The organism is Streptomyces sp. NPDC088350, from assembly GCF_044753545.1.
Lineage (GTDB): Bacteria > Actinomycetota > Actinomycetes > Streptomycetales > Streptomycetaceae > Streptomyces.
This window is the reverse complement of record NZ_JBIVNL010000004.1, coordinates 123019-143485: the sequence shown is the minus strand read 5'-3', so window position 1 is coordinate 143485 and position 20467 is coordinate 123019. Positions and strand designations below refer to the sequence as shown.

At 70.2% G+C, this 20467-nt stretch carries 16 protein-coding genes; 5 read left to right on the top strand and 11 right to left on the bottom strand.

What is annotated here, in order from left to right; translation table 11 throughout:
• Positions 1-15 precede the first annotated feature (15 nt).
• Entirely contained in the window at positions 16-1338 is a 1323-nt protein-coding gene (locus tag ACIQBL_RS14510; protein WP_401941020.1) for a glycoside hydrolase family 26 protein, read from the bottom strand.
• A gap of 153 nt (positions 1339-1491) precedes the next feature.
• On the opposite strand from ACIQBL_RS14510, the gene ACIQBL_RS14505 reads away from it, so the two are divergent.
• The gene (locus ACIQBL_RS14505; protein WP_401941018.1) at positions 1492-2790 is read left to right on the top strand and encodes an ATP-grasp domain-containing protein; all 1299 of its coding nucleotides are present in this window, start codon (positions 1492-1494) and stop codon (positions 2788-2790) included.
• Complete coding sequence (locus ACIQBL_RS14500; protein ID WP_401941016.1) at positions 2790-4046, top strand: NAD(P)-binding domain-containing protein; 1257 nt, start codon at positions 2790-2792, stop codon at positions 4044-4046. The genes ACIQBL_RS14505 and ACIQBL_RS14500 overlap by 1 nt, the downstream gene beginning before the upstream one ends.
• Before the next feature lie 50 nt (positions 4047-4096).
• On the opposite strand, the gene ACIQBL_RS14495 is transcribed toward ACIQBL_RS14500, so the two are convergent.
• From ACIQBL_RS14495 to ACIQBL_RS14485, 3 genes are all read right to left on the bottom strand, one after another.
• Positions 4097-5161, bottom strand: coding sequence for a chaplin family protein (locus tag ACIQBL_RS14495; RefSeq protein ID WP_401941013.1), 1065 nt, complete (start codon positions 5159-5161; stop codon positions 4097-4099).
• 108 nt (positions 5162-5269) lie between these two features.
• Positions 5270-5497, bottom strand: a complete 228-nt coding sequence (chpD, locus tag ACIQBL_RS14490; protein WP_026178071.1) for a chaplin ChpD — start codon at positions 5495-5497, stop codon at positions 5270-5272.
• A 316-nt stretch (positions 5498-5813) separates the two neighbouring features.
• The gene (locus ACIQBL_RS14485) at positions 5814-6230 is read right to left on the bottom strand and encodes a rodlin (RefSeq protein ID WP_401941010.1); all 417 of its coding nucleotides are present in this window, start codon (positions 6228-6230) and stop codon (positions 5814-5816) included.
• Between the two features lie 190 nt (positions 6231-6420).
• Between ACIQBL_RS14485 and ACIQBL_RS14480 the strand changes: the two genes are divergently transcribed.
• The 3 genes from ACIQBL_RS14480 to ACIQBL_RS14470 all read left to right on the top strand — a co-directional run bounded on the left by ACIQBL_RS14480 (position 6421) and on the right by ACIQBL_RS14470 (position 7773).
• Positions 6421-6834 (top strand): rodlin, encoded by a 414-nt coding sequence (locus ACIQBL_RS14480; protein ID WP_401941008.1) that lies wholly within the window; start codon positions 6421-6423, stop codon positions 6832-6834.
• A gap of 209 nt (positions 6835-7043) precedes the next feature.
• Entirely contained in the window at positions 7044-7232 is a 189-nt protein-coding gene (locus ACIQBL_RS14475) for a hypothetical protein (RefSeq protein WP_401941005.1), read from the top strand.
• Between the two features lie 130 nt (positions 7233-7362).
• Complete coding sequence (locus ACIQBL_RS14470; RefSeq protein WP_401941004.1) at positions 7363-7773, top strand: rodlin; 411 nt, start codon at positions 7363-7365, stop codon at positions 7771-7773.
• 100 nt (positions 7774-7873) lie between these two features.
• On the opposite strand, the gene ACIQBL_RS14465 is transcribed toward ACIQBL_RS14470, so the two are convergent.
• The 7 genes from ACIQBL_RS14465 to iolD all read right to left on the bottom strand — a co-directional run bounded on the left by ACIQBL_RS14465 (position 7874) and on the right by iolD (position 20464).
• The gene (locus tag ACIQBL_RS14465; RefSeq protein ID WP_401941001.1) at positions 7874-9802 is read right to left on the bottom strand and encodes an AMP-dependent synthetase/ligase; all 1929 of its coding nucleotides are present in this window, start codon (positions 9800-9802) and stop codon (positions 7874-7876) included.
• A 96-nt stretch (positions 9803-9898) separates the two neighbouring features.
• The gene (locus ACIQBL_RS14460) at positions 9899-11479 is read right to left on the bottom strand and encodes a von Willebrand factor type A domain-containing protein (protein WP_401940998.1); all 1581 of its coding nucleotides are present in this window, start codon (positions 11477-11479) and stop codon (positions 9899-9901) included.
• Between the two features lie 148 nt (positions 11480-11627).
• Positions 11628-12491: an ABC transporter permease gene (locus ACIQBL_RS14455; RefSeq protein WP_401940996.1), complete on the bottom strand. Its 864-nt coding sequence runs from the start codon at positions 12489-12491 to the stop codon at positions 11628-11630.
• Positions 12488-15292 carry an alpha/beta fold hydrolase gene (locus tag ACIQBL_RS14450; protein WP_401940993.1) on the bottom strand — a complete coding sequence of 935 codons (2805 nt, stop codon included), beginning with the start codon at positions 15290-15292 and terminating at the stop codon, positions 12488-12490. Before ACIQBL_RS14450 ends, ACIQBL_RS14455 begins: the two co-directional genes overlap by 4 nt.
• Before the next feature lie 107 nt (positions 15293-15399).
• Positions 15400-16863, bottom strand: coding sequence for an APC family permease (locus ACIQBL_RS14445; protein WP_401940990.1), 1464 nt, complete (start codon positions 16861-16863; stop codon positions 15400-15402).
• A gap of 197 nt (positions 16864-17060) precedes the next feature.
• Positions 17061-18563, bottom strand: a complete 1503-nt coding sequence (gene mmsA, locus ACIQBL_RS14440) for a CoA-acylating methylmalonate-semialdehyde dehydrogenase (protein WP_401940987.1) — start codon at positions 18561-18563, stop codon at positions 17061-17063.
• Between the two features lie 14 nt (positions 18564-18577).
• Complete coding sequence (iolD, locus tag ACIQBL_RS14435; protein WP_401940984.1) at positions 18578-20464, bottom strand: 3D-(3,5/4)-trihydroxycyclohexane-1,2-dione acylhydrolase (decyclizing); 1887 nt, start codon at positions 20462-20464, stop codon at positions 18578-18580.
• Between the last annotated feature and the right edge of the window lie 3 nt (positions 20465-20467).

Genomic DNA, 20467 nt, shown 5'->3' with positions numbered 1-20467 from the left:
GCCGCCACCTCTGGTTCAGCGGTCGCGCTGCCACCAGTCGAACTTCACGCACAGCTTCCCGCCGAGCCAGTACTCCACCCAGTCGCCCAGCTCCACCGGCGAGCAGTTGGCCGGGTGCGTCGGGGTGGGAGGCGTGGTCGGCTTGGGCGGCTCCGGGGTGACCGGGGTCGTGGGTGTCGTGGGTGTGGTCGGCAGCGGAGTGACCGGGGTCGGCTCCTCGGTGCGGCCGAACAGGACCGAGCGGTAGATCTTGGACGACTTCGGGTTCTGCGAGCACTGCCACACACCGTGCGGGCAGTAGTCGGTCACCGTGTTGTACAGCGGCTTGTGCTCGTCCATCCAGGCGAGCATGCGCTTCATGTACTCCGCGTTGTCGCCGTTACGGAAGAGTCCCCATTCAGGATAGGAAATGGGCTTGCCGTGGGTTTTGGCGAAGTCCACGTGTTCCTGAAGACCGTAGGGCTCTTTCACCTGCTCGTCGAACGTCAGCCCGGAAGGCTGGTCGTACGAATCCATTCCGACGATGTCGACCGTGTCGTCCCCCGGATAGCACTGCGTCCAGGGAACGGCGTCCCGGCCGCGGCTCGGAGTGAAGTCGAACCGGAATTTCTGGCCCGGCACCGAGCGCATCGTGGTGACGATCCTGTTCCAGTACTTCTTCCAGGCCTCCGGGTCCGGCCCGCAACGAGAGGTGTACGTGGTGCCGTTCATCTCCCAGCCGAGCACGATCACCGTGTCCGGCACCTTCAGGTCGACCAGCCGTTCGGCGAGGGCCTTGAAGTGCTGATCGAACTGTCCGGCCGCGCCCTGCTGGAGCAGCCGCCGCACCTGCCAGTCGGACACTCCGTCCTCGTTGTGCTCCTGCATGGGCACGTTGAGGACGAGCATCCGGTCGGTCTTCTCGGTGCGCCAGTCCGCCCATACGTCGAGGAGACCGGGGGCGCCCTCGATGTCGCTCCAGTGGTTGCCGGGCAGGTAGGTGTGGCCGACGCGCAGTTCGGCGCCGCCCAGCCAGCTGCTCAGCGCGGCCATGCGGGCCACGCCACGGGCACCGGAGTCGAGGAAGGCGCCGAAGGCGGGGGCGGGCGTCTTCACCGGCTCGGGTGTCTTCACCGGTACGACGACGGCTGGGGTCACGGGCGCGGTGGTCGTGGGTGCGGTGGTCGTGGGCACGGTGGTCGTCGGTGCGGTGGTCACGGGAGCAGGCGGATCAGTGGCTCGCGCCACCTCCGCTCCCGCCGCGAACCCGGGACCCGACGCGAAAGCCGCCGACGCGGCGACCGTAGCCGCGACGAGGGCCAGCCGGGCGGTCCGGGACCGTCGTTGCTGTGGGGCCATGCCTGCTCCTCTCTCCACTCTCGTACTCCGTTCAGACTGTGCTTTTCCTTCTACTGACACTCAGTCATATGAATATGAATTACGCCACCGCCGTTACGGCTTCCGAGTTCCTCCCTCGCCCGCACGGGTGAACCGAACCGAAGGAAACAGTCCGTGTCGCTGCTCGACATCCGTGTCCCCGCAGTTCTGCTGCGGATCGACCGGAATCCCTTTCACCACGGAACGCTGGGGGCCGTGCGTTCGCTCGGCAGGGCGGGAGTGGAGGTGCATGTCGTCGCCGATTCCGCCGGAAGTCCCGTACGCAGTTCCCGTTTTGTCTGCCAGATGCATCCCCCGCCACCGCCCGGCGCGTCTCCCGCGGACATCGCCGTCACGCTCCGGCGGGTGGCGGCACGGATCGCGCGTCCGGCCGTACTGATCCCGATGGACGACGCGAGCGCCATCGCGGTCGGCCGGCTGGGCGAGGAACTCGCGCCCTCCTATCTGCTGCCGCAGCAGCCCGGCGCGCTGCCCGAACGGGTCGCCGACAAGGCGGAACTGGCCGCCGTGTGCGCGAGCGCGGGCATCCCGCACCCGGTGACGCTGATCCCGGAGAGCCCGGCGCAGGCCGCGAGCGCCGCCTGGCAGTTGGGGCTGCCGGTGGTGGCGAAGTGGAGCCGGCCCTGGCTGGTGCCGGCCGGCACCGGGCTGCGCAGCACAGTGGTAGTGCGCAACGCACAGGAGGCGCGCGAACTGTTTCTGCGCGCCGAGGAGGCGGGCAGCCGACTGCTGTTGCAGGCGTTCCTGCCCTCGGGGCCCGACCGCGACTGGTTCTTCCACGGGTACGCCGACCGGTCCGGCGCCGTGCGCGGCGGCGGTCCGGGCCGCAAGCAGCGCGCCTGGCCGCGCGGGGCGGGCCTGACGGCGGTGGGCCGCTGGACGCCCAACCCGCAGGTGCAGGCGCTCGCCGAACGCCTCACCGCCGAGCTCGGCTACCGCGGCATCTTCGACCTGGACTTCCGCCGCTGCGGCACGACCGGCAGCTATCACCTGCTCGACTTCAACCCGCGGCCCGGCGCCCAGTTCCGGCTCTTCGCCGACAGCGCGGGCCTGGACGTCGTCCGCGCGCTGCACCTGGACCTGACCCACCGTCCGCTGCCGGACGGGGCGCCTCGGCCTGGGCGGTCGTTCGTGGTGGAGAACTACGCGCCGCTCAGCGCGCTGCGCCCGGCACCGAGCGGACGCGAGCTGGCCTGGTACGCGCCGGACGACCGGGCGCCGGGCCGCGCGATGTGGGGACTGTGGGCCCGGCATGTGCTGCGCAAGCTGCGCGAGCGGCTGGGCGGGTCCGTACCGGTACGGACCTCCGCGCGGGTGGTGCGGCAGGCGGGCGAGAGCACCCTGGCCCAACAACCGGCCGAACCGGCCGAGTTGACCGAAATGACCGACGACGAGAAAGCGAGCAGTTGCTGATGTACGACCTGCTGGTGGTGGGCGCGGGCCCGTACGGCCTGTCCATCGCGTCCCACGCCGCGACCGCCGGGCTGAACCTGCGCGTCTTCGGCCGGCCGATGGCGTCCTGGCGCGACCACATGCCCCGGGGCATGTTCCTCAAGTCGGAGCCCTGGGCCTCCAACCTGTCGGACCCCGAGGGCCGTTGGCCGCTCGACGTGTACTGCGCGGGCCAGGGTGTGGAGTCCCGGCACGGGGAGCCGATCCCGGTCGAGATGTTCGCCTCGTACGGCCTGTGGTTCGCGCGCAACGCCGTGCCCGCGGTGGACGAGCGGACGGTGACGCGGATCGCGCCGGTGCCGGGTGGCTTCGAGGCGGTGACGGACGACGGCACGGCGTTCCACGCCCGTACCGTCGCCCTCGCGGTCGGTGTCATGCCGTTCGTCGAAATCCCGTCCGCGCTGAGGGGGTTGGACCGCACGCTCGTCTCGCACAGCAGCCACCACAGCACGCTGGACGACTTCCGCGGCAAGGACGTCACGGTGATCGGCGGCGGCCAGGCGGCGCTGGAGACGGCGGCGCTGCTCGCCGAACAGGGCACGCGGGTACGGGTGTTGGCGCGGGCCGACGAGCTGTACTGGAACGACGTGCCGCCGGCGTGGGAGCGCCCGTGGTGGCAGGAGGCCCGTTCCCCGCACAGCGGCCTGGGTCCCGGCTGGCGCAACTGGTTCTACTCCGAGCGCCCCGGCCTCTTCCACCGTCTCCCGGAGGCGACCCGGGCCCGGATCGCGGCCAACGCCCTTGGTCCGGCGGGTGCCTGGTGGGTGCGGGACCGGGTCGAACCGGTGGTGGAGGTGCTGCTCGGCCACGAGGTCGCGGCGGCCGACGCGGTGCCGGGCGGGGTACGCCTGGAGACGGTGGGCCGGGCGGGCGGAACACGCTCCCTGGAGACCGAACACGTCATCGCGGCAACGGGGTTCAAGGCGACGACCGGCCGGCTCGGGCTGCTCTCCGGCGAGTTGAGGGGATCGCTGGCCACGGTGGGCGACGGTTCCCCTGAAGTCGGCCGCGACTTCGAGTCCTCGCACCCCGGCCTCTTCATGGCGGGCCTGGTGACGGCCTCGGGCTTCGGCCCGGCGATGCGCTTCGTGCACGGCGCCACGTTCACGGCGGGCGCGCTGGTGCGGGGGGTCCGGCGCCGGCTGCACTCGGAGCCGCGCGGCGGCATGATCCCGGCGCCGGCCCGACGGGGCGCACTCGATTTCGTGCGCCGCTGACAGTACGTACGGTGCGGGGTGCCGGGCGGTGACGTCCGGCACCCCGTGCATCACCTACGGGACGCGGCTCGGCCTCGCCGGTAGAGAATCGTGCCACCCGCGATCAGCGCGGCACTGACGGCCGAGGTGGCCAGCATGGCCTCACTGCCGGTGTGCGCCAGGACGGGCGGCGGGGTGTGGCCTCCACCGGTGGGCGGGGGCGTGTGGTTGCCGCCCGTGGGAGGCGGGGTGTGGTTCCCACCGCCGGGAGGCGGGGTGTGGTTCCCACCGCCGGGAGGCGGGGTGTGGTTCCCACCAGTGGGCGGAGGGGGTGTGTGGTCCCCGCCCGTGGGAGGCGGCGGGGTGTGGTCTCCACCCGTAGGGGGCGGAGGCGGGGGCGTGTGGTCTCCACCCGTGGGAGGGGGCGGCGGGGTGTGGTCCCCACCGGTCGGAGGCGGAGGTGTGTGGTCACCACCTGTGGGGGGCGGCGGGGTGTGGTCCCCTCCAGTGGGCGGAGGGGGTGTGTGGTCCCCACCGGTAGGCGGAGGGGGTGTGTGGTCCCCGCCCGTGGGAGGCGGAGGCGGAGTGTGGTCCCCACCAGTGGGAGGCGGAGGCGTGTGGTCCCCACCCGTAGGCGGAGGCGGGGTGTGGTCGCCGCCGGTCGGAGGCGGCGGCGTCTCCTCGCAGTCCTCGGTGCCGTGGCCCGGATGACCGGAGCCGTGGCCCGAGTCCCCGTAGCCATGACCCGAGTCACCCGAGCCGTAACCCGAGTCGTCGCCGTAGCCATGGCCCGAGTAGCCGCCGTAGCCGTAGCCCGAGTCGTCGTCGGAGTCGCCGTACGACTGCTCGGCCCACCGGTGGTGTCCGGTGTGCTCGCCGTGCCGGTGCGATTCCTTGCCGCCGGAACAGGAGTTGCCGAACGTCGGGTTGAACCCGGAGGCCACGTCGACGGAGTTGCCACACGCGTTGACCGGTGCGTCGACCGGGACCTCGATGCTGTTGCCGGACAGGACGCCCGGCGAATCCTTGGCTGCGCCGCCGGCGTAGGAGTCGGCCAGGGCGGGGCTGCCGCACAGGGACAGAATGCTTGTCGCGGCGGCGGCCGCGACCATTCCCTTACCCAGGGTCTGTCGCAATCTCGTTGTCTTCCTGCTTGAAGAAGTGGGAAAAAAAGCCGGCCTTGGAAACGGAAACGTGTCCAAGGCCGGCCGTGACACAGCCGGAACGGCTGGTGCGCTACGTCGTCAGTCGTTGACGCAGGTGTTGCCGAACGCCGGGTTCAGCAGGCCGATCACGTCGATCGAGTTGCCGCACACGTTGACGGGGATGTGCACGGGAACCTGGACCACGTTGCCCGAGAGGACACCCGGCGAACCGATGGCGGCGCCCTCGGCACCGGCGTCGGCGAAGGCCGGGGCGGCCATACCGAGAGCCATGATCGCACCAGCGACAACAGCAGCGCTCTTCTTCATGAACGTTCCCTTCTCTGCGGTCATGCCCTATGACGGCCGAAACCGAGCGAGCACAGCTTGGGCGGCTCGCACCATGACCTGCAGCCTGTAAAACGAGGGATAGACACAGGAAGAAACTGAAGAACGCGTGTCACCTGACAATTCACTCGATCGTCCGCACCTAATTGACGCGATGGCCGCATCGACGCAGAAACGCTTCTCTCCAAGGGGAGTCAAGGAAGGACAGCCGACGGGCAGCCATACGAAGCGGCCGGGGCGGCCCGTACGGAAATTTCCGACGGGCCGCCCCGGCCGCTTTGTTGACGGACGGTCAGCTTCAGCTGCCGATGGCGCCGTTGCCCGACAGCACCGGGATGTTGTCCGCGATGTGCGACAGCGGCTCGTCACCCTTGGCCTGGGTGGAGTTCTCGGCGCACTGCTGGTTCTGCGGGGCCGACAGGACGGGCACGTCCTGGAGGACGGTGACCGGCACCAGCACGCCCACGATCGAGGCGGCGTTGGCCTTGACCGGCACACCGAGGCAGAGCTTGTTCAGGTCGCCCTGGGCGAGCGAGAGCTGGGGGCTCATGTCGCCGGCCGACTTGGAGTTGCCGTAGATCTGCTGGGCACCGTTCCCGTCGGTGGTGGTGACGCCGTGGTCGTTGCCGATGGCCAGCGCCTGCGGGGCGGCCGTCGCCGAGACGCCGACGACGGAAGCCGCGACAGCCGTCGCAGCCATTGCCTTCTTGAGCATTTCTGCGGTCCTTTCCTGGCAGAGACACAATTCCTGCTCCCCCATCAACCGGGGTCGGCCGGATTGGTTGCGCGGCTTCACCCGGTTGGATTCATCTGGGCCATTGGAGTGAATCGGAGCAACCATGCGGCCCGGCACCAGTTGTTCAGGTCGCTCCGGTGGACGGGGTTACTCCAGAAGGGATCATGAAGTGATCAAGAAGGTTATGGCTGCTGCGGCTGTCGCCGCTTCCGTCGTCGGAGCCTCGGCTGCCGTCGCCGCCCCGGCGATGGCGATCGGAAACGACAACGGCGTCACCACGGCGAACGGCAACGGTTCCGAGCAGGTCTACGGCAACCAGGCCACGTACGGCAACATGAGCCCCCAGATGGCGCTCATCCAGGGCTCGCTGAACAAGCCCTGCATCGGCCTGCCCGCCAAGGCGAACCTGGCCTCGCTGGTCGGCCTCGTGCCGGTCACCGTCGCGCAGGACGTGCCGATCCTCTCCGCGCCGCAGAACCAGCAGTGCACCGAGAACTCCACCCAGGCCAAGGGCGACGAGCCCCTGTCGCACATCCTGGACAACATCCCGGTCCTGTCGGGCAACGGCGCCGCAGGCAGCTGATTCGCGGACGCGCACAGCGGGCCGCCGAATTCTCGGCGGCCCGCTGGTTTGTCTTCTCCGCGCGACCAAGAAGAAATGGCTTCGCCACTTGGTGATTTCGGGTGCCGTACTACTGTCCGCCGGTTCGGTGCTCGGCAATTCAGGACCGGATGGGTGTCGTCGGCCTGCCGAGGGATTCGTACGCACGCGTTCCCGCCCATCGTGACGAGATGTCCGAGCGGGGGCGTCCGGCGCACGCGTCGAAACTCAACAATGCTTATGACTTGCTGCGGTTGGCGTCCACGCTGGGCCAAGTACCCCTGTTGTCCACGGAGTTCACCACCGTGCCGGTCCCCCGCGGGCAGCGGCCCCTGCCGAGCGACGCGCCCCGCGTCACCCACTACGGCCCCATCCGGTGAAGCCCACTCGCCTGCGCGCAAGCTGACTTATTGCTCCATTCGGGGCAAAGGGCGCAACCAAACCAGCCATCACCCAGTTGATCATCGCGCGGCTCCGCAACGGGAGTCCGTCCTCCGAAAGGGATTGAACATGAAGAAGCTGTGGGCGACCGCGGCTGTTGCCGCCTCCATCGCCGGTGTCTCGGCTGCCGTCGCCACCCCGGCGATGGCGATCGGCAACGACGACGGTGTCACCACCACCAATGGCAACGGCGCCGAGCAGAAGTACGGCAACCAGGAGACCAAGGGCGACATGAGCCCCCAGCTCTCCCTCGTCCAGGGCAGCCTGAACAAGCCCTGTGTCGGCCTGCCGGTCAAGGCGAACCTCGCCTCGATCGTCGGCGTCGTGCCGGTCACCGTTCTGCAGGACGTGCCGATCCTGTCGGCCCCGCAGAACCAGCAGTGCACCGAGAACTCCACCCAGGCCAAGGGCGACGAGCCGCTGTCGCACATCCTGGACAACATCCCGGTCCTGTCGGGCAACGGCGCCGTGGGCAGCTGACCCCACCAGCACCACGAGAGCGGGCCGCCGAGCACATCGGCGGCCCGCTTCTTGTTGTGTCCGTCGGCTTGTGCGTGTTTCGGCTTAGGTCTCTTTCGGCTTATGTCTCTTTCGGCTTCGCGTACAGGGCCTCGATGTCGTCCGCGTAGGCCGCAGTCACCACGTGGCGCTTGAGTTTGAGGGACGGGGTGAGGAGGCCGTTGTCCTCGGTGAACTCACCCTCGACCAGGGCGAAGGCGCGGATGGACTCGGCGCGGGAGACGGCCTGGTTGGCGTAGTCGACGGCTTTTTGGACGTCGGCGCGCAGGCGGGGGTCCTGGACGAGGTCGGCGAGCGGGGTGTCCGCGGGGAGCCTGCGGACCGAGAGCCAGTGGGCGAGGGCCTCGGGGTCGAGGGTGATCAGGGCGGCGACGAAGGGGCGGTTGTCGCCGACGACCAGGCACTGGCCGACCGGGGCGCGGCTGCGGAGCCGGTCCTCCAGGACGGCCGGGGAGACGTTCTTGCCGCCGTTGGTGACGAGGATGTCCTTCTTGCGGCCGGTGATGGTGAGATAGCCGTCGTCGTCGAGCGCGCCGAGGTCGCCGGTCGCGAACCACTCGTCCGTCAGGACGGCGTCGGTGGCCGCCGGGTTGTTCCAGTACGCGCCGAAGACCACCCCGCCCTTGACGAGCACCTCGCCGTCGTCGGCGATGCGGATCGTGGTGCCGGGCACCGGGAGGCCGACCGTGCCGGGGCGGGGCCGCAGGGGCGGGACGATGGTGGCGGCGGCCGTCGTCTCGGTGAGGCCGTAGCCCTCGTAGACGATGATTCCGGCGGCGGAGAAGAAGAGGTTGAGGTCGCGGTCGAGCGGGGAGCCGCCGCTGATGGCGTACCGGAGCCGGCCGCCGAGTTCCTTTCGGATACGGCGGTACACCAGCAGGTCGTAGAGGGCCCACGCGGCGTAGAGGCCGGGGCCGGGGCCCTTGCCGGTGCCCAGGAACCTGTTCAGGTACGCCTCGCCGAAGCGGACGGCGATGCGGTCGGCGCGGTCGAAGGAGGCGGCGCGGCCCATCTTCTCGGCGGTCGCGCGGCCGGCATCGTGGATCTTCTCGAAGAGGTACGGCACGCCGACCAGGAACGTGGGCCTGAACTCCCGTAGTGCCGGGCGGAGTTCGTCGGGCTTGATGCTCGGGCAGTGGCCGATCTCGATGCGGGCCATCAGGCAGGCGATCTGGAGGGTGCGGCCCATGATGTGCGCGAGCGGGAGGAAGAGCAGGGTCGAGGCGACCTGGCCGGTGACCTCCGTGAAGAGGGGGTGCAGCAACTCGACCGTGTTGGCGGCCTCGGCGTGCAGGTTGGCGTGGGTGAGGACACAGCCCTTGGGGCGGCCGGTGGTGCCGGAGGTGTAGCAGATCGTCGCGATCGTGTCGGGGGTGAGGGAGGCGCGTCGCTTGGCGACCTCGTCGTCGGGTATCTCCCCGCCCAGGGAGGCGAGTTCGGCCATGGCGTCGGCGTCCAGCTGCCAGACGCGCGGGAGTTGGGAGTGGCGGGCCGTGCCCTCGGTGACCGTGTCGGTGTTCTCGGCGGTCTCCGTGACGACGAGACGGGCTCCCGAGTCCCTTACGATCCACTCCACTTGGTCTGCCGAAGAGGTGGCGTAGATCGGTACCGTCTGGCCGCCGGCCGCCCAGATCGCGAAGTCGAGGACCGTCCACTCGTAGCGGGTGCGGGACATGACCGCGACCCGGCCGCCGGGTTCGAGGCCCGCGGCGATCAACCCCTTCGCGGTGGCGGTGACTTCGCGGGCGAAGGCGGCTGCGGTCACGGGCTGCCAGGTGCCGTCCTGTTCGCGGCGGAGGACCACGGTGTCGGGGGCCTCCGCCGCGTTGGTGAACGGGAGGTCGGCGGTGCTGCCGGCCGTCGGGCGCGGGGCGAGCGGCAACGTGCTCGCCTCTCGTACGACACCCCGCTCGTCCCTGGTGAGTTCGACCCGGGTGCGGGCCGCCAGGTCGGTGCGTTTCGCCCGCTTCAGATCCTTGCGTACGCCCATGACGGCTGCTCCCGGTCGACGGTGAGACGGTGGCTGGGGCGTCAACTTACTCGCAAGTAGGAGAAGGTCAATGGGGCCGGGCGAGTGGGAGTGGGTTCAGTTCAGTCGGCTTGCCTCGTCGATCGCCTCGGCGAGTTGCTGTACGTCCTTGTCCTCTGTCTTCGTCGCCAACGCGTGGGCTCGGGTGGCGAGTTCGTCGAGGCCGGGGTTGCCCGGCAGCTCGGCCGAGCGGAGGGATTCGGCGAAATAGGCGGCCACGGCGGTGACTTGGAAGCGGGGGGACGCGCTGCTCAGGGAGTCGTGCAGGGTGTCGGTCTCCAGTTGGCCCGATTCCTCGTGCGGGGCGCGGGTGTCGGGGTCGAGCCAGCGGACGCTCGCCGTGGCCAGGTGGCCGTCGGCGCCGGGCCTGGTGCGGACGGCGTAGAGGGCGGTCACGGTGTGGCCGGGGCCGATCTCGCCGCCGTCGACGTTGTCGTTGCGGAAGTCGCCGTCGGCGACCTTGCGGTCCTCGTAGCCGATGAGGCGGAACTGCGCGACCGTCTCGGGGTCGAAGGCGACCTGGGCCTTCGCGTCGCGTGCGGTCAGGTCGATGTTCTGCGGGAGTTGGTCGACGAAGACCTTGCGGGCGTCGTCGTCGTTCGAGACGTACGCGGTGTGGCCGTCGCCCTTGTCGGCGAGTTTCTCCATGAGGGCGTCGCCGTAGTCGCTGCCGACGCCGACGCCGAAGAGGGTGATGCCGTGGTCGCGGCGTTCGTTCGCGACGCGTTCGAGGATCGAGTCGGCGTTCGTGTCGCCGGTGTTGGCGAGACCGTCGGAGATGAGGACGACGCGGTTGGTGGCGCCCTCGCGGAGGCCCTCGGTGGCGGTGGCGTAGCCGGTCTCGACGCCCGCGCCGAGGTTGGTGGCGGACTGGGTCTCCAACGCGTCGATGGCGTCGTGGACTTGGCCGCGGTGGCCGTCGAGGCGGGTCATCGGGAGGACGGTCTCGGCCTCGTCGCTGAAGGTGACCAGCGCGACCGAGTCGTCGTCGCGCAGTCGGTCCGTCATCTCGTCGAGGGACTTCTTGGCGAGGTCCAGGCGGCCCGTCTCGCTCATGGAGCCGGAGACGTCGATGACGAACGTCAGGGCGGCGGGCGGGCGTTCGGCGCTGTCGTCGGCGGTGCGGGTGGCGAGGCCGACGCGGACGAGGGACCAGTTGGTCCTGTCGGTGCGGGCGCCGTCGACGGTGACCGTGAAGCCGTTGCCGTCGGGGCGGTCGTAGTCCTGCTGGAAGCTGTTGACGAACTCCTCGGGGCGGATCGTGGAGGGGTCCGGGAGTTGGCCGTCGGCGAGGACGCGGCGGGCGTAGCCGTAGGAGGCCGTGTCGACGTCGAGGGCGAAGGTGGAGAGGTAGTCGGGGGACGGGGCGATCTTGTCGGTGGGGGTGCCGGTCTGCTCGCCGTCCTGTTGGCTGCTGTTGTCGCCGCCGGAGGTGACGGCGGGGGCCGGGGCCGGGAAGCCGGTGCGGTTCGCCGCGTCCGAGTTGCTGGAGTGGCTGCCTTCGCCCGCGCCGCAGCCGGTGAGCAGCAGGCCGCCCGCCGCGGTGAGGGCGAGCAGGGTGGCGCGCAGTGGCCGGGTGCGGTGGTGTGCGTACGGTTGTTGCCGCCACCGCTTCGGTCGTGTCCGGTTGGTCTCCATCTCCCGTGCCCCCTCGGTCCGTTGACGTCGGCTTCTTGCGACTGTGACGGTGGAGGGGGCGGGAATGTGCGCTACGGGGAGTTGCGGAAGAGTCTCGAAGGGGTCGCGATCATGGCCCGTCGTGACCGGTGGGTGATGCTCCGTTGACCTACGACACGATGTCCTTGCGGGCGAAACCCCGGAAGGCCAGCGCGAACAGCACGATGGCGTACGTAACGGAGACCGCCGTGCCCTGGATCATGCCGGACCACTCCGGATGGGGCTGTACGGCGTCCGCCCAGGCGAACTGCCAGTGCGCGGGCAGGAAGTCGCGCCAGTGGCCGAGGGCCGTGACGGCGTCCAGGACATTGCCGACGATGGTCAGGCCGACCGCGCCGCCGACCGCGCCCAGGGGTGCGTCGGTCTTCGTCGAGAGCCAGAACGCGAGCCCTGCGGTGACCAGTTGGGACACGAAGATGTACGCCACCACCACCAACAGGCGTTGGGCCGCCGTGCCCGCGCCGATCGCGCCGCCGGTGGGCAGCTCCAGCGCGCCCCAGCCGTAGGCGGCGGTGCCGACGGCCAGGGCGACGAGCGGGAGCAGGATCATCGCGGCGAGGCTGAGGCCGAGGCCGACGACCAGCTTGGACCACAGGAGGCGGGCCCTCGGCACGGGTGCCGCGAGCAGATAGCGCAGGGAGGACCAGCTGGCCTCCGAGGCGACCGTGTCCCCGCAGAACAGGGCGACGGGGACGACCAGCAGGAAGCCCGCCGACACGAACAGGTTCACCGCGGCGAAGTTGGCGCCGGACGCGGTGGCCGTGTCCATCAGGGTCACCTGGCCGTTGCGCTCGCCCGGGGTGCCGCCGATCGCGAACGCGGCCACCAGGATGAAGGGCAGCGCGGCGAGGATGCCGCCCATGATCAGTGTGCGGCGCCGCTTCAACTGCCGGACCAGCTCGACCCGGAGGGGCAATGTGCGGCCCGCTCGGTAGCCGGAGGCCACCTCTACGGGCTCGGCGAGCGTGCTCATGCGGAACCTCCGATCAGGGTGAGGAAGGCGTCTTCGAGGCGGCGGTGGGGGCCGAGGGAGGAGACCGGGACTTCTAGGCGCACCAGCTCCACGAGGAGGCGGGCGGCGGTGAGTGGTTCAGTACCGTCGGTTTCGCCGGTGGCGGTTGCGAGGGTGCCTGGGTGTGCGGCGGTTTGTAGTTGTTCGTCTGCTGCGCCGTTGGGGCTGGTCGCGCTCCGCGGCGGAGCCGCTGATGGATGCAGCCTCGCGCCCCTTTGGGGCGTTGCCGCCAGGCGGACCAGCAGGGCGCCGTCTGTTCGTGTTGCCGACTCGACCCCGGGCAGGGTTGCCACTTTCTCCACCAAGGGGTCCGGGATGTCTGTTGCGAGGCCTACCAGGAGGGTGTCCTCCGCGCCGATGATTTCGCCGACCGGGCCCGCCTGGACGAGGCGGCCCCGGTCCATGACCACGAGGTGGGTGCAGGACTGTTCGACCTCCGCGAGGAGGTGGCTGGAGACGATGACCGTGCGGCCGGCCGCCGCGTACCGGATCAGTACCTCGCGCATCTCGCGGATCTGGGGCGGGTCGAGGCCGTTGGTCGGCTCGTCGAGGATGAGGAGGTCGGGAAGGCCGAGCATGGCCTGGGCGATGGCGAGGCGCTGGCGCATGCCCTGGGAGTAGGTGCGGACCGCGCGGGCGAGCGCGTCGCCGAGGCCCGCGATCTCCAGGGCCTCCTCCAGGTGGGCGTCCTCCGGGGGCCGTCCCGTGGCCTGCCAGTACAGCTCCAGGTTCTCGCGGCCGGAGAGGTGCGGGAGGAAGCCCGCGCCCTCGACGAAGGCGCCCACCCGGGACAGCACCGGGGCGCCCGGGCGGATCGCGTGGCCGAAGACCCTGATCTCGCCGGCGTCCGGTTTGATCAGGCCCATCAGCATGCGCAGGGTGGTCGTCTTGCCCGCGCCGTTCGGGCCCAGGAGGCCGAGCACCTGGCCCTTCTCGACACGGAAGGACAGGTCCCGTACCGCGTACCGGTCCGCCGACTTCGCGTACCGCTTGCTCAAGTCGGTGATCTGGAGCGGGACTTCGGACAGTTCGGGGGCGGGGGGTGCCGTGGCGGTGCGTCGGCGTCCGGTCAGCAGCAGGGCCAGCGCGACGGCCGCGCCGGCCGGCGGGAGCCACCAGACCCAGGACGGGAGCGTCGCCGCCGCGGTGGTGACGCCGGGGGCCGTCGGCACCTTGAGGTCGCTCTTCAGGGTGACGATGTACGTCGCCGGGGCGGCCGGGGAGGCGTAGCCGAGGTCCGTCGAGGCGAGGACCAGGCGCAGGTGGTGACCGCTCTGGACGTCGTAGTCGATGGCCGGGAGGGTGATCGTGACGTCCTTGCCGGACTTGGTGCCCTCGACCCTGAGGGGGGTCACCAGCTGGGAGGGGAGCACCTGTTGGGTGCCGCCGGGGCCGACGTCGTAGACCTTGCCGAAGAGGACCGTGTCGTCGCTCGTCGACTGGACGTGGACGGTGACCGTGGGCGAGCCGGTGATGCGGAGGCCGCTGGTGAGAGGTGCGGAGTCGAAGGCCGCGTACTGGCCGGGGAAGTCGAGGGAGATCCCGACGCCCAGGGAGGACAGTTGCGAGAGGCCGCCGGTGCCGCCGAGTCCGGGGAGGGCGGAGATCGCGGGCGGGCTGGCGCCGGCCGGGTTGCTGAAGCTCTGCTCGCGGCGGCCGGTGAGGGCGATCGTGCGCGGGTCGCTCTCCAGGCCCGGGTAGACGCTGCCGCTCGCGCCGCGCAACAGGGCGGCGCCGTCCGTGGAGTCGACGCCTCCGGTGCGGGTGACGCGGAAGGCGGGGCCGGTGTCGGTGTTCTTGTCGTCCTTGAGGTAGCGGTCGAACCAGGACGTCACGCGCGCCTGGACGCGGCTCGTCTCCATGTCGCCGCCGTCGTGGCCGCCCGCGATCCAGTCGACGTCCACCGGGGCGCCGTTCGCGCGGATCGCCTTCGCGGCGGCGTCGGACTGGCCGAGCGGGAAGAGGGAGTCGGTCTGGCCCTGGAGGAGGAGGGTCGGGACGTTGATGTGCGTGGCCACGGCGGAGGGTGAGCGGGCTTCGAGGAGGGCGCGGGCCGCGGCGTCCGGCTTGCCGGACTCGGCCACCCTGTCGTACATCTGGCACAGCGTGGGCTCGAACTTGGCGCAGCCGCCACCGGAGTTGATGAAGATGCCGGCCCAGAGCTTCTTGAAGACGCCGTTCGGGAACAGGGCGTCGGCGAGGTTCCAGTACGTGATCGCCGGGGCGATGGCGTCCACCCGGTCGTCGTAGCCGGCGGCCAGGAGCGAGATGGCTCCGCCGTAGGAACCGCCCGCCATGCCCACGCGCGGGTCACCGGGTTTGTCGAGCTGGACGTCCGGCTGCTTCGCGAGCCAGTCGATCAGCTTCGATACGTCCTTGACCTCGCCCTTCGGGTCGTTCAGGCCGATCTTGCCGGTCGACCTGCCGAAGCCGCGTGCCGACCAGGTCAGTACCGCGTAGCCGTCCCGGGCCAGGTCTTCGGCCTCTTTGCGTACGTCGTCCTTGTTGCCGCCGAAGCCGTGGGCCAGGAGGACGGCGGGGCGGCGGGCGGTTCCGCCGGCGGTGAAGTACGAGGTGTCCAGGCTGACGCCGTCGATGGCCATCACCCGGTCTGTCCGGTGTACCGGGGGTGCGCCGTCCGAGGCTGCGGCCGTCCAGGTGCCGGCGGCGGCGAGCACGGCGACGGCTGCGGTGGCGGCCAGCCAGCGCCGGGGGCGTCGTAGTCGTCGTAGGCCTTGCAGCCCGGGCAGTCGAAGATCCATGCGTTCAACGGTACGGGGCGTCTCTGACAGTTGGGGCAGACCCTGGGGTGAACCGGGGCTGAGTGTGTACCGCGCTTGGTGTACGGCCAATAGCTCGGGTGGTTCGGTCAGTGGCCGGGTGCGGGTACGTCGTGGCTGGTCGCGCAGTTCCCCGCGCCCCTAAAAGACTCCTGGTCATCCGGGAGTGAGATCAGCCAGCGGGTCTCCCTGCGGGGGCGTAGGTACAGGGCCCAGTACAGCGTTGCCACCGCCACTGTTCCGCCCGTCCACAGCAGGTAGGTCGTCTCCTGCTGGGTCAGGATGTAGGCCAGTACCGCTATCAGGAGGATCGGCATCGTGGGCCACAGCGGCATGCGCCACGCGTGCGTGTGCCTGTGTGATCCGCGTCGGGAGAGCAGGGCGGCCACCGCCACCAGCAGGTACATGCCGGTCACCGAGACGCCTGTCACGCCGTACAGGGTGTCGAGATTGACGAAGCAGAGGATCGCGCCGGGGATGCCTACGGCGAGGGTGGCCACCCAAGGGGAGCCGAAGCGGCCGAGTTTGGCGAAGACCGTGTTGACCGGGGCGGGCCAGGCCTTGTCGCGGGCGGAGGCGAACAGGACGCGGGAGTTCTGGATGACCATGACGATGCCGGCGTTGATGATCGCGAGGGCTACGCAGAGGCTGACGAAGGTGCCGACGGCCGAGTTGGACCAGGCCGTCACCATGGTGCTGATGTCGCCGCCCGTCAGCGTCGAGAGGTCCGATGCGCCCATCGTGATCGCCACCACCGGGACCAGGATGATCACCGTGGAGATCGCGAGGGTGGCGAGGACCGTGCGGGCGACGTTGCGGCGCGGGTTCTCCAGTTCCTCGGAGAGGTAGACCGCCGTGGAAAAGCCTTGCGTGACGAAGAGGGCGATCGCCAGGCCCGAGACCACCAGCATCGCGGTCACCGTGTCCGTGTGGCCGCCGGTGCCCGCCACCTGCATCGACGTCAGGCTGCCGAGGCCTCGTTGGCTGTGCGTGAAGCCCAGGAGGGCCACGACTCCTGCCGCTATGACCTCCAGGACCAGGAAGACGCCCGTGATCCACGCGTTGGCCCGCAGGTCCAACAGGCCCGCGAGGGTGGCCAGCAGCATGACGCCGGCGCCGGTCATCGACGGGTTCAGGTGGACTATCGGGGTCAAGTAGTCCGCCGTGCCCATCGCTATCACCGGCGGGACGATCATCACCACCAGGAGCGAGAGGACGAAGACCAGCCAGCCTGCCAGGCGGCCCGCCAGCGTCGACACCATCGCGTACTCGCCGCCCGCGCTGGGGATGAGGGTGCCCAGCTCCGAGTAGCAGAACGCCACGGCGATGCAGAGCACCGAGCCGATCGCGATCGTGAGGGCGGTCGCGGTGCCGAGCGAGCCGAACAGGTCGGGGACGACCACGAAGAGCGTGGAGGCCGGTGTCACACAGGAGAGCGTGAGGAGGGTGCCTCCTACGATGCCGATGGAGCGCTTGAGCTGCCGGGGGCTCTGGGAGCCGTCCGACGGCGCCTTGGAAACGGCGGCTTCGGCGGTGCGGAGGGTGTCGGTCACGCGCTGATGGAACATTGACGAAACCGTCACGTCAATGGGTGTTCACCTACGGAATCCGTTGATCCAGTCCGCTCAGGGTTCCGTAATCGGCCGCCTGGGGCAGTGTCGGCCCCGGTTCGGGTTGCTACGGGAACCGTAGCCGTCGTAGGCAAAAAGAAGGGGCCGTCCGCGATACGGACGGCCCCACTCGGTGGTGGTCAGTGGTTGCGCGGGAAGCCCAGGTCCACGCCCGAGGGGCCGTCCGCCGGGTCGGGCCAGCGGGTGGTGACCACCTTGCCGCGGGTGTAGAAGTGGGTGCCGTCGTTGCCGTAGATGTGGTGGTCTCCGAAGAGGGAGTCCTTCCAGCCGCCGAAGCTGTGGTAGCCGACGGGGACCGGGATCGGGACGTTCACGCCGACCATGCCGGCCTCGATCTCCAGCTGGAAGCGGCGGGCGGCGCCGCCGTCGCGGGTGAAGATCGCGGTGCCGTTGCCGAAGGGGGAGGCGTTGATCAGCGCCACGCCCTCGTCGTACGTGTCGACGCGCAGGACGCACAGGACCGGGCCGAAGATCTCGTCCTGGTACGCCTTCGCCGTGGTCGGCACCTTGTCGAGCAGGGAGATGCCGATCCAGTGGCCGTCCTCGAAGCCCTCGACCGTGTAGCCGGTGCCGTCGAGGACGACCTCCGCGCCTTCGGCCGCCGCGCCGGTGACGTAGGACGCCACCTTGTCGCGGTGGACCTTCGTGATGAGCGGGCCCATCTCGGAGGTGGGGTCGTTGCCGGGGCCGATCTTGATCTTCTCGGCGCGCTCGCGGATCTTCTCGACCAGCTCGTCGCCGATCGAACCGACCGCGACCACGGCCGAGATGGCCATGCAGCGCTCGCCGGCCGAGCCGTAGGCCGCGCTCACGGCCGCGTCCGCCGCCGCGTCCAGGTCGGCGTCCGGGAGGACCAGCATGTGGTTCTTGGCGCCGCCCAGCGCCTGGACGCGCTTGTGGTTCGCCGCGGCCGTGGTGTGGATGTAGCGGGCGATGGGGGTCGAGCCGACGAAGGAGACCGCCTTCACGTCCGGGTGCTCCAGGAGGCGGTCGACCGCCACCTTGTCGCCGTGGACGACGTTGAAGACGCCGTCCGGGAGGCCTGCCTCCGCCAGCAGTTCGGCGATCTTCAGGGACGCCGACGGGTCCTTCTCGGACGGCTTGAGCACGAAGGTGTTGCCGGTCGCGATGGCGATCGGGAACATCCACATCGGCACCATCGCCGGGAAGTTGAACGGCGTGATGCCCGCTACGACACCGAGCGGCTGGCGGATCGAGGAGACGTCGACGCGGCTGGCGACCTCCGTCGACAGCTCGCCCTTCAGCTGCACGGTGATCCCGCACGCCAGGTCGACGATCTCCAGGCCGCGCGCGACCTCGCCCAGCGCGTCGCTGTGCACCTTGCCGTGCTCGGCGGTGATCAGCTCGGCGATGGCGTCCCGGTTGGCCTCCAGCAGCGCCCGGAACCTGAACAGGATCGTGGTCCGCTTGGCGAGGGACGAGGTGCCCCAGGTGGCGTAGGCGTCCTTGGCGGCGGCCACGGCCGCGTCGACCTCGTCGACGGTCGCGAAGGCGACCTTCGTGGTGACCGCGCCGGTCGCCGGGTCGGTGACCGGCCCGTACGTGCCCGACGCGCCTTCGACGGTCTTGCCGCCGATCCAGTGGTTGACGATCTTCGTCATGCCCAGATACTCCTTCACAGATGGCGGCGTCGGGTGGAGACGTGCCGTTCGTACAGCTCACGTGCCTTGACCGCGGACGACCGGGTCGCGGTCGCGGCCACAGGTACATCCCACCAGGCCTGCGCGGGAGGCGCGCCCGACACTGTGTCTGCGGTTTCGGTCTCCACGTAGACACATGTGGGAGTGTCGGCGGCCCGCGCCGCGGCGAGCGCCTCGCGCAGGTCGCTGACGGTCTTCGCGCGCAGCACGCGCATGCCGAGGCTGGCCGCGTTGGCGGCGAGGTCGACGGGCAGCGGGGCGCCCGTGTAGGAACCGTCGGCAGGCGAACGGTGGCGGTACGCCGTGCCGAACCGCTCGGCGCCCACCGACTCCGACAGGCCGCCTATCGACGCGTACCCGTGGTTCTGTATCAGCAGCACCTTGATCGCGATGCCTTCTTGTACGGCGGTCACGATCTCCGTCGGCATCATCAGATACGTGCCGTCGCCGACCAGCGCCCACACCTGCCGGTCCGGGGCAGCCAGCTTCACGCCGATCGCGGCCGGGATCTCGTAGCCCATGCAGGAGTAGCCGTACTCCACGTGGTACTGGTCGAACGACCGCGTCCGCCACAGCTTGTGCAGATCTCCGGGGAGCGAACCGGCCGCGTTGATCAGGATGTCCGACGCGTCGACGATCTCGTCCAGCGCGCCCAGCACTTGGGGCTGTGTGGGGCGTACGTCGGGTTCCTCGGCCTCGTAGCAGGCGTCGACGCGCTGTTCCCAACGCTCCTTGTCCTCGCGGTACTCGGCGATGTACGAGGGCGCGACCCGGTAGCCGTCCGGGCCCAACTCCCCTGCCAGCGCGGCCAGTCCGCTGCGGGCGTCCGCGATCAGCGGCTGTCCGGCGAGCTTGTGGCCGTCGTAGGCGGCGATGTTCAGGTTGAGGAAGCGGACGCCGGGGCGTTCGAAGAGGGTGCCGGAGGCGGTGGTGAAGTCGGTGTAGCGGGTGCCGATTCCGATCACCAGGTCGGCCAGCCGGGCGAGTTCGTCGGCGGTCGCGGTGCCGGTGTGGCCGATACCGCCGACGTCCTGGGGGTGGTCGTGGTTCAGGGAACCCTTGCCGGCCTGCGTGGACGCGACCGGGATGCCGGTGGCCGACGCGAACTCGGCGAGGACGGACTCGGCACGGCTGTGGTGGACTCCGCCGCCCGCGACGACGAGCGGCCTCTTGGCTTCCCGAACTGCCCTTACCGCCTCGGCCAGTTCAGTCGGGTCGGCGGCCGGGCGCCTCACGTACCAGGTGCGTTCGGCGAAGAAGTCGTCCGGCCAGTCGTGGGCCTCGGCCTGAACGTCCTGCGGGAGCGCGAGAGTTACGGCGCCCGTCTCCACCGGGTCGGCGAGTACGCGCATGGCGTTGAGGGCCGCGGGGATCAGCGCTTCCGGGCGGGTGATCCGGTCGAAGTACTTCGACACCGGGCGCAGGCAGTCGTTGACCGACACATCGCCCGCGTACGGGACTTCGAGCTGCTGGAGCACCGGGTCGGCGGCGCGGGTGGCGAAGGTGTCGCCGGGGAGGAGCAGCACCGGGAGGTGGTTGACCGTGGCGAGGGCGGCGCCGGTGACGAGGTTGGTGGCGCCGGGGCCGATGGACGTCGTCACGGCGTGGGCGGACAGGCGGTTGGACTGGCGGGCGTAGCCAACTGCCGCATGAACCATGGACTGTTCGTTGCGGCCCTGGTGGTACGGCATGTCGTCGGCGTACTCGATGAGGGCCTGGCCGAGGCCGGCCACGTTGCCGTGGCCGAAGATGCCCCAGGTCGCGCCGATCAACCGCCGTCGTACGCCGTCGCGTTCGGTGTACTGGGCGGACAGGAAGCGTACGAGCGCCTGCGCGACCGTGAGCCTCGTCGTTGAGGTCATCGG

Coding starts and splice junctions, on each gene's coding strand:
- iolD (WP_401940984.1), bottom strand. CDS start 20,464: ATGACCTCAACGACGAGGCTCACGGTCGCGCAGGCGCTCGTACGCTTC.
- ACIQBL_RS14510 (WP_401941020.1), bottom strand. CDS start 1,338: ATGGCCCCACAGCAACGACGGTCCCGGACCGCCCGGCTGGCCCTCGTC.
- ACIQBL_RS14450 (WP_401940993.1), bottom strand. CDS start 15,292: ATGGATCTTCGACTGCCCGGGCTGCAAGGCCTACGACGACTACGACGC.
- ACIQBL_RS14475 (WP_401941005.1), top strand. CDS start 7,044: ATGTCCGAGCGGGGGCGTCCGGCGCACGCGTCGAAACTCAACAATGCT.
- mmsA (WP_401940987.1), bottom strand. CDS start 18,563: ATGACGAAGATCGTCAACCACTGGATCGGCGGCAAGACCGTCGAAGGC.
- ACIQBL_RS14465 (WP_401941001.1), bottom strand. CDS start 9,802: ATGGGCGTACGCAAGGATCTGAAGCGGGCGAAACGCACCGACCTGGCG.
- chpD (WP_026178071.1), bottom strand. CDS start 5,497: ATGAAGAAGAGCGCTGCTGTTGTCGCTGGTGCGATCATGGCTCTCGGT.
- ACIQBL_RS14455 (WP_401940996.1), bottom strand. CDS start 12,491: ATGAGCACGCTCGCCGAGCCCGTAGAGGTGGCCTCCGGCTACCGAGCG.
- ACIQBL_RS14460 (WP_401940998.1), bottom strand. CDS start 11,479: ATGGAGACCAACCGGACACGACCGAAGCGGTGGCGGCAACAACCGTAC.
- ACIQBL_RS14500 (WP_401941016.1), top strand. CDS start 2,790: ATGTACGACCTGCTGGTGGTGGGCGCGGGCCCGTACGGCCTGTCCATC.
- ACIQBL_RS14485 (WP_401941010.1), bottom strand. CDS start 6,230: ATGCTCAAGAAGGCAATGGCTGCGACGGCTGTCGCGGCTTCCGTCGTC.
- ACIQBL_RS14470 (WP_401941004.1), top strand. CDS start 7,363: ATGAAGAAGCTGTGGGCGACCGCGGCTGTTGCCGCCTCCATCGCCGGT.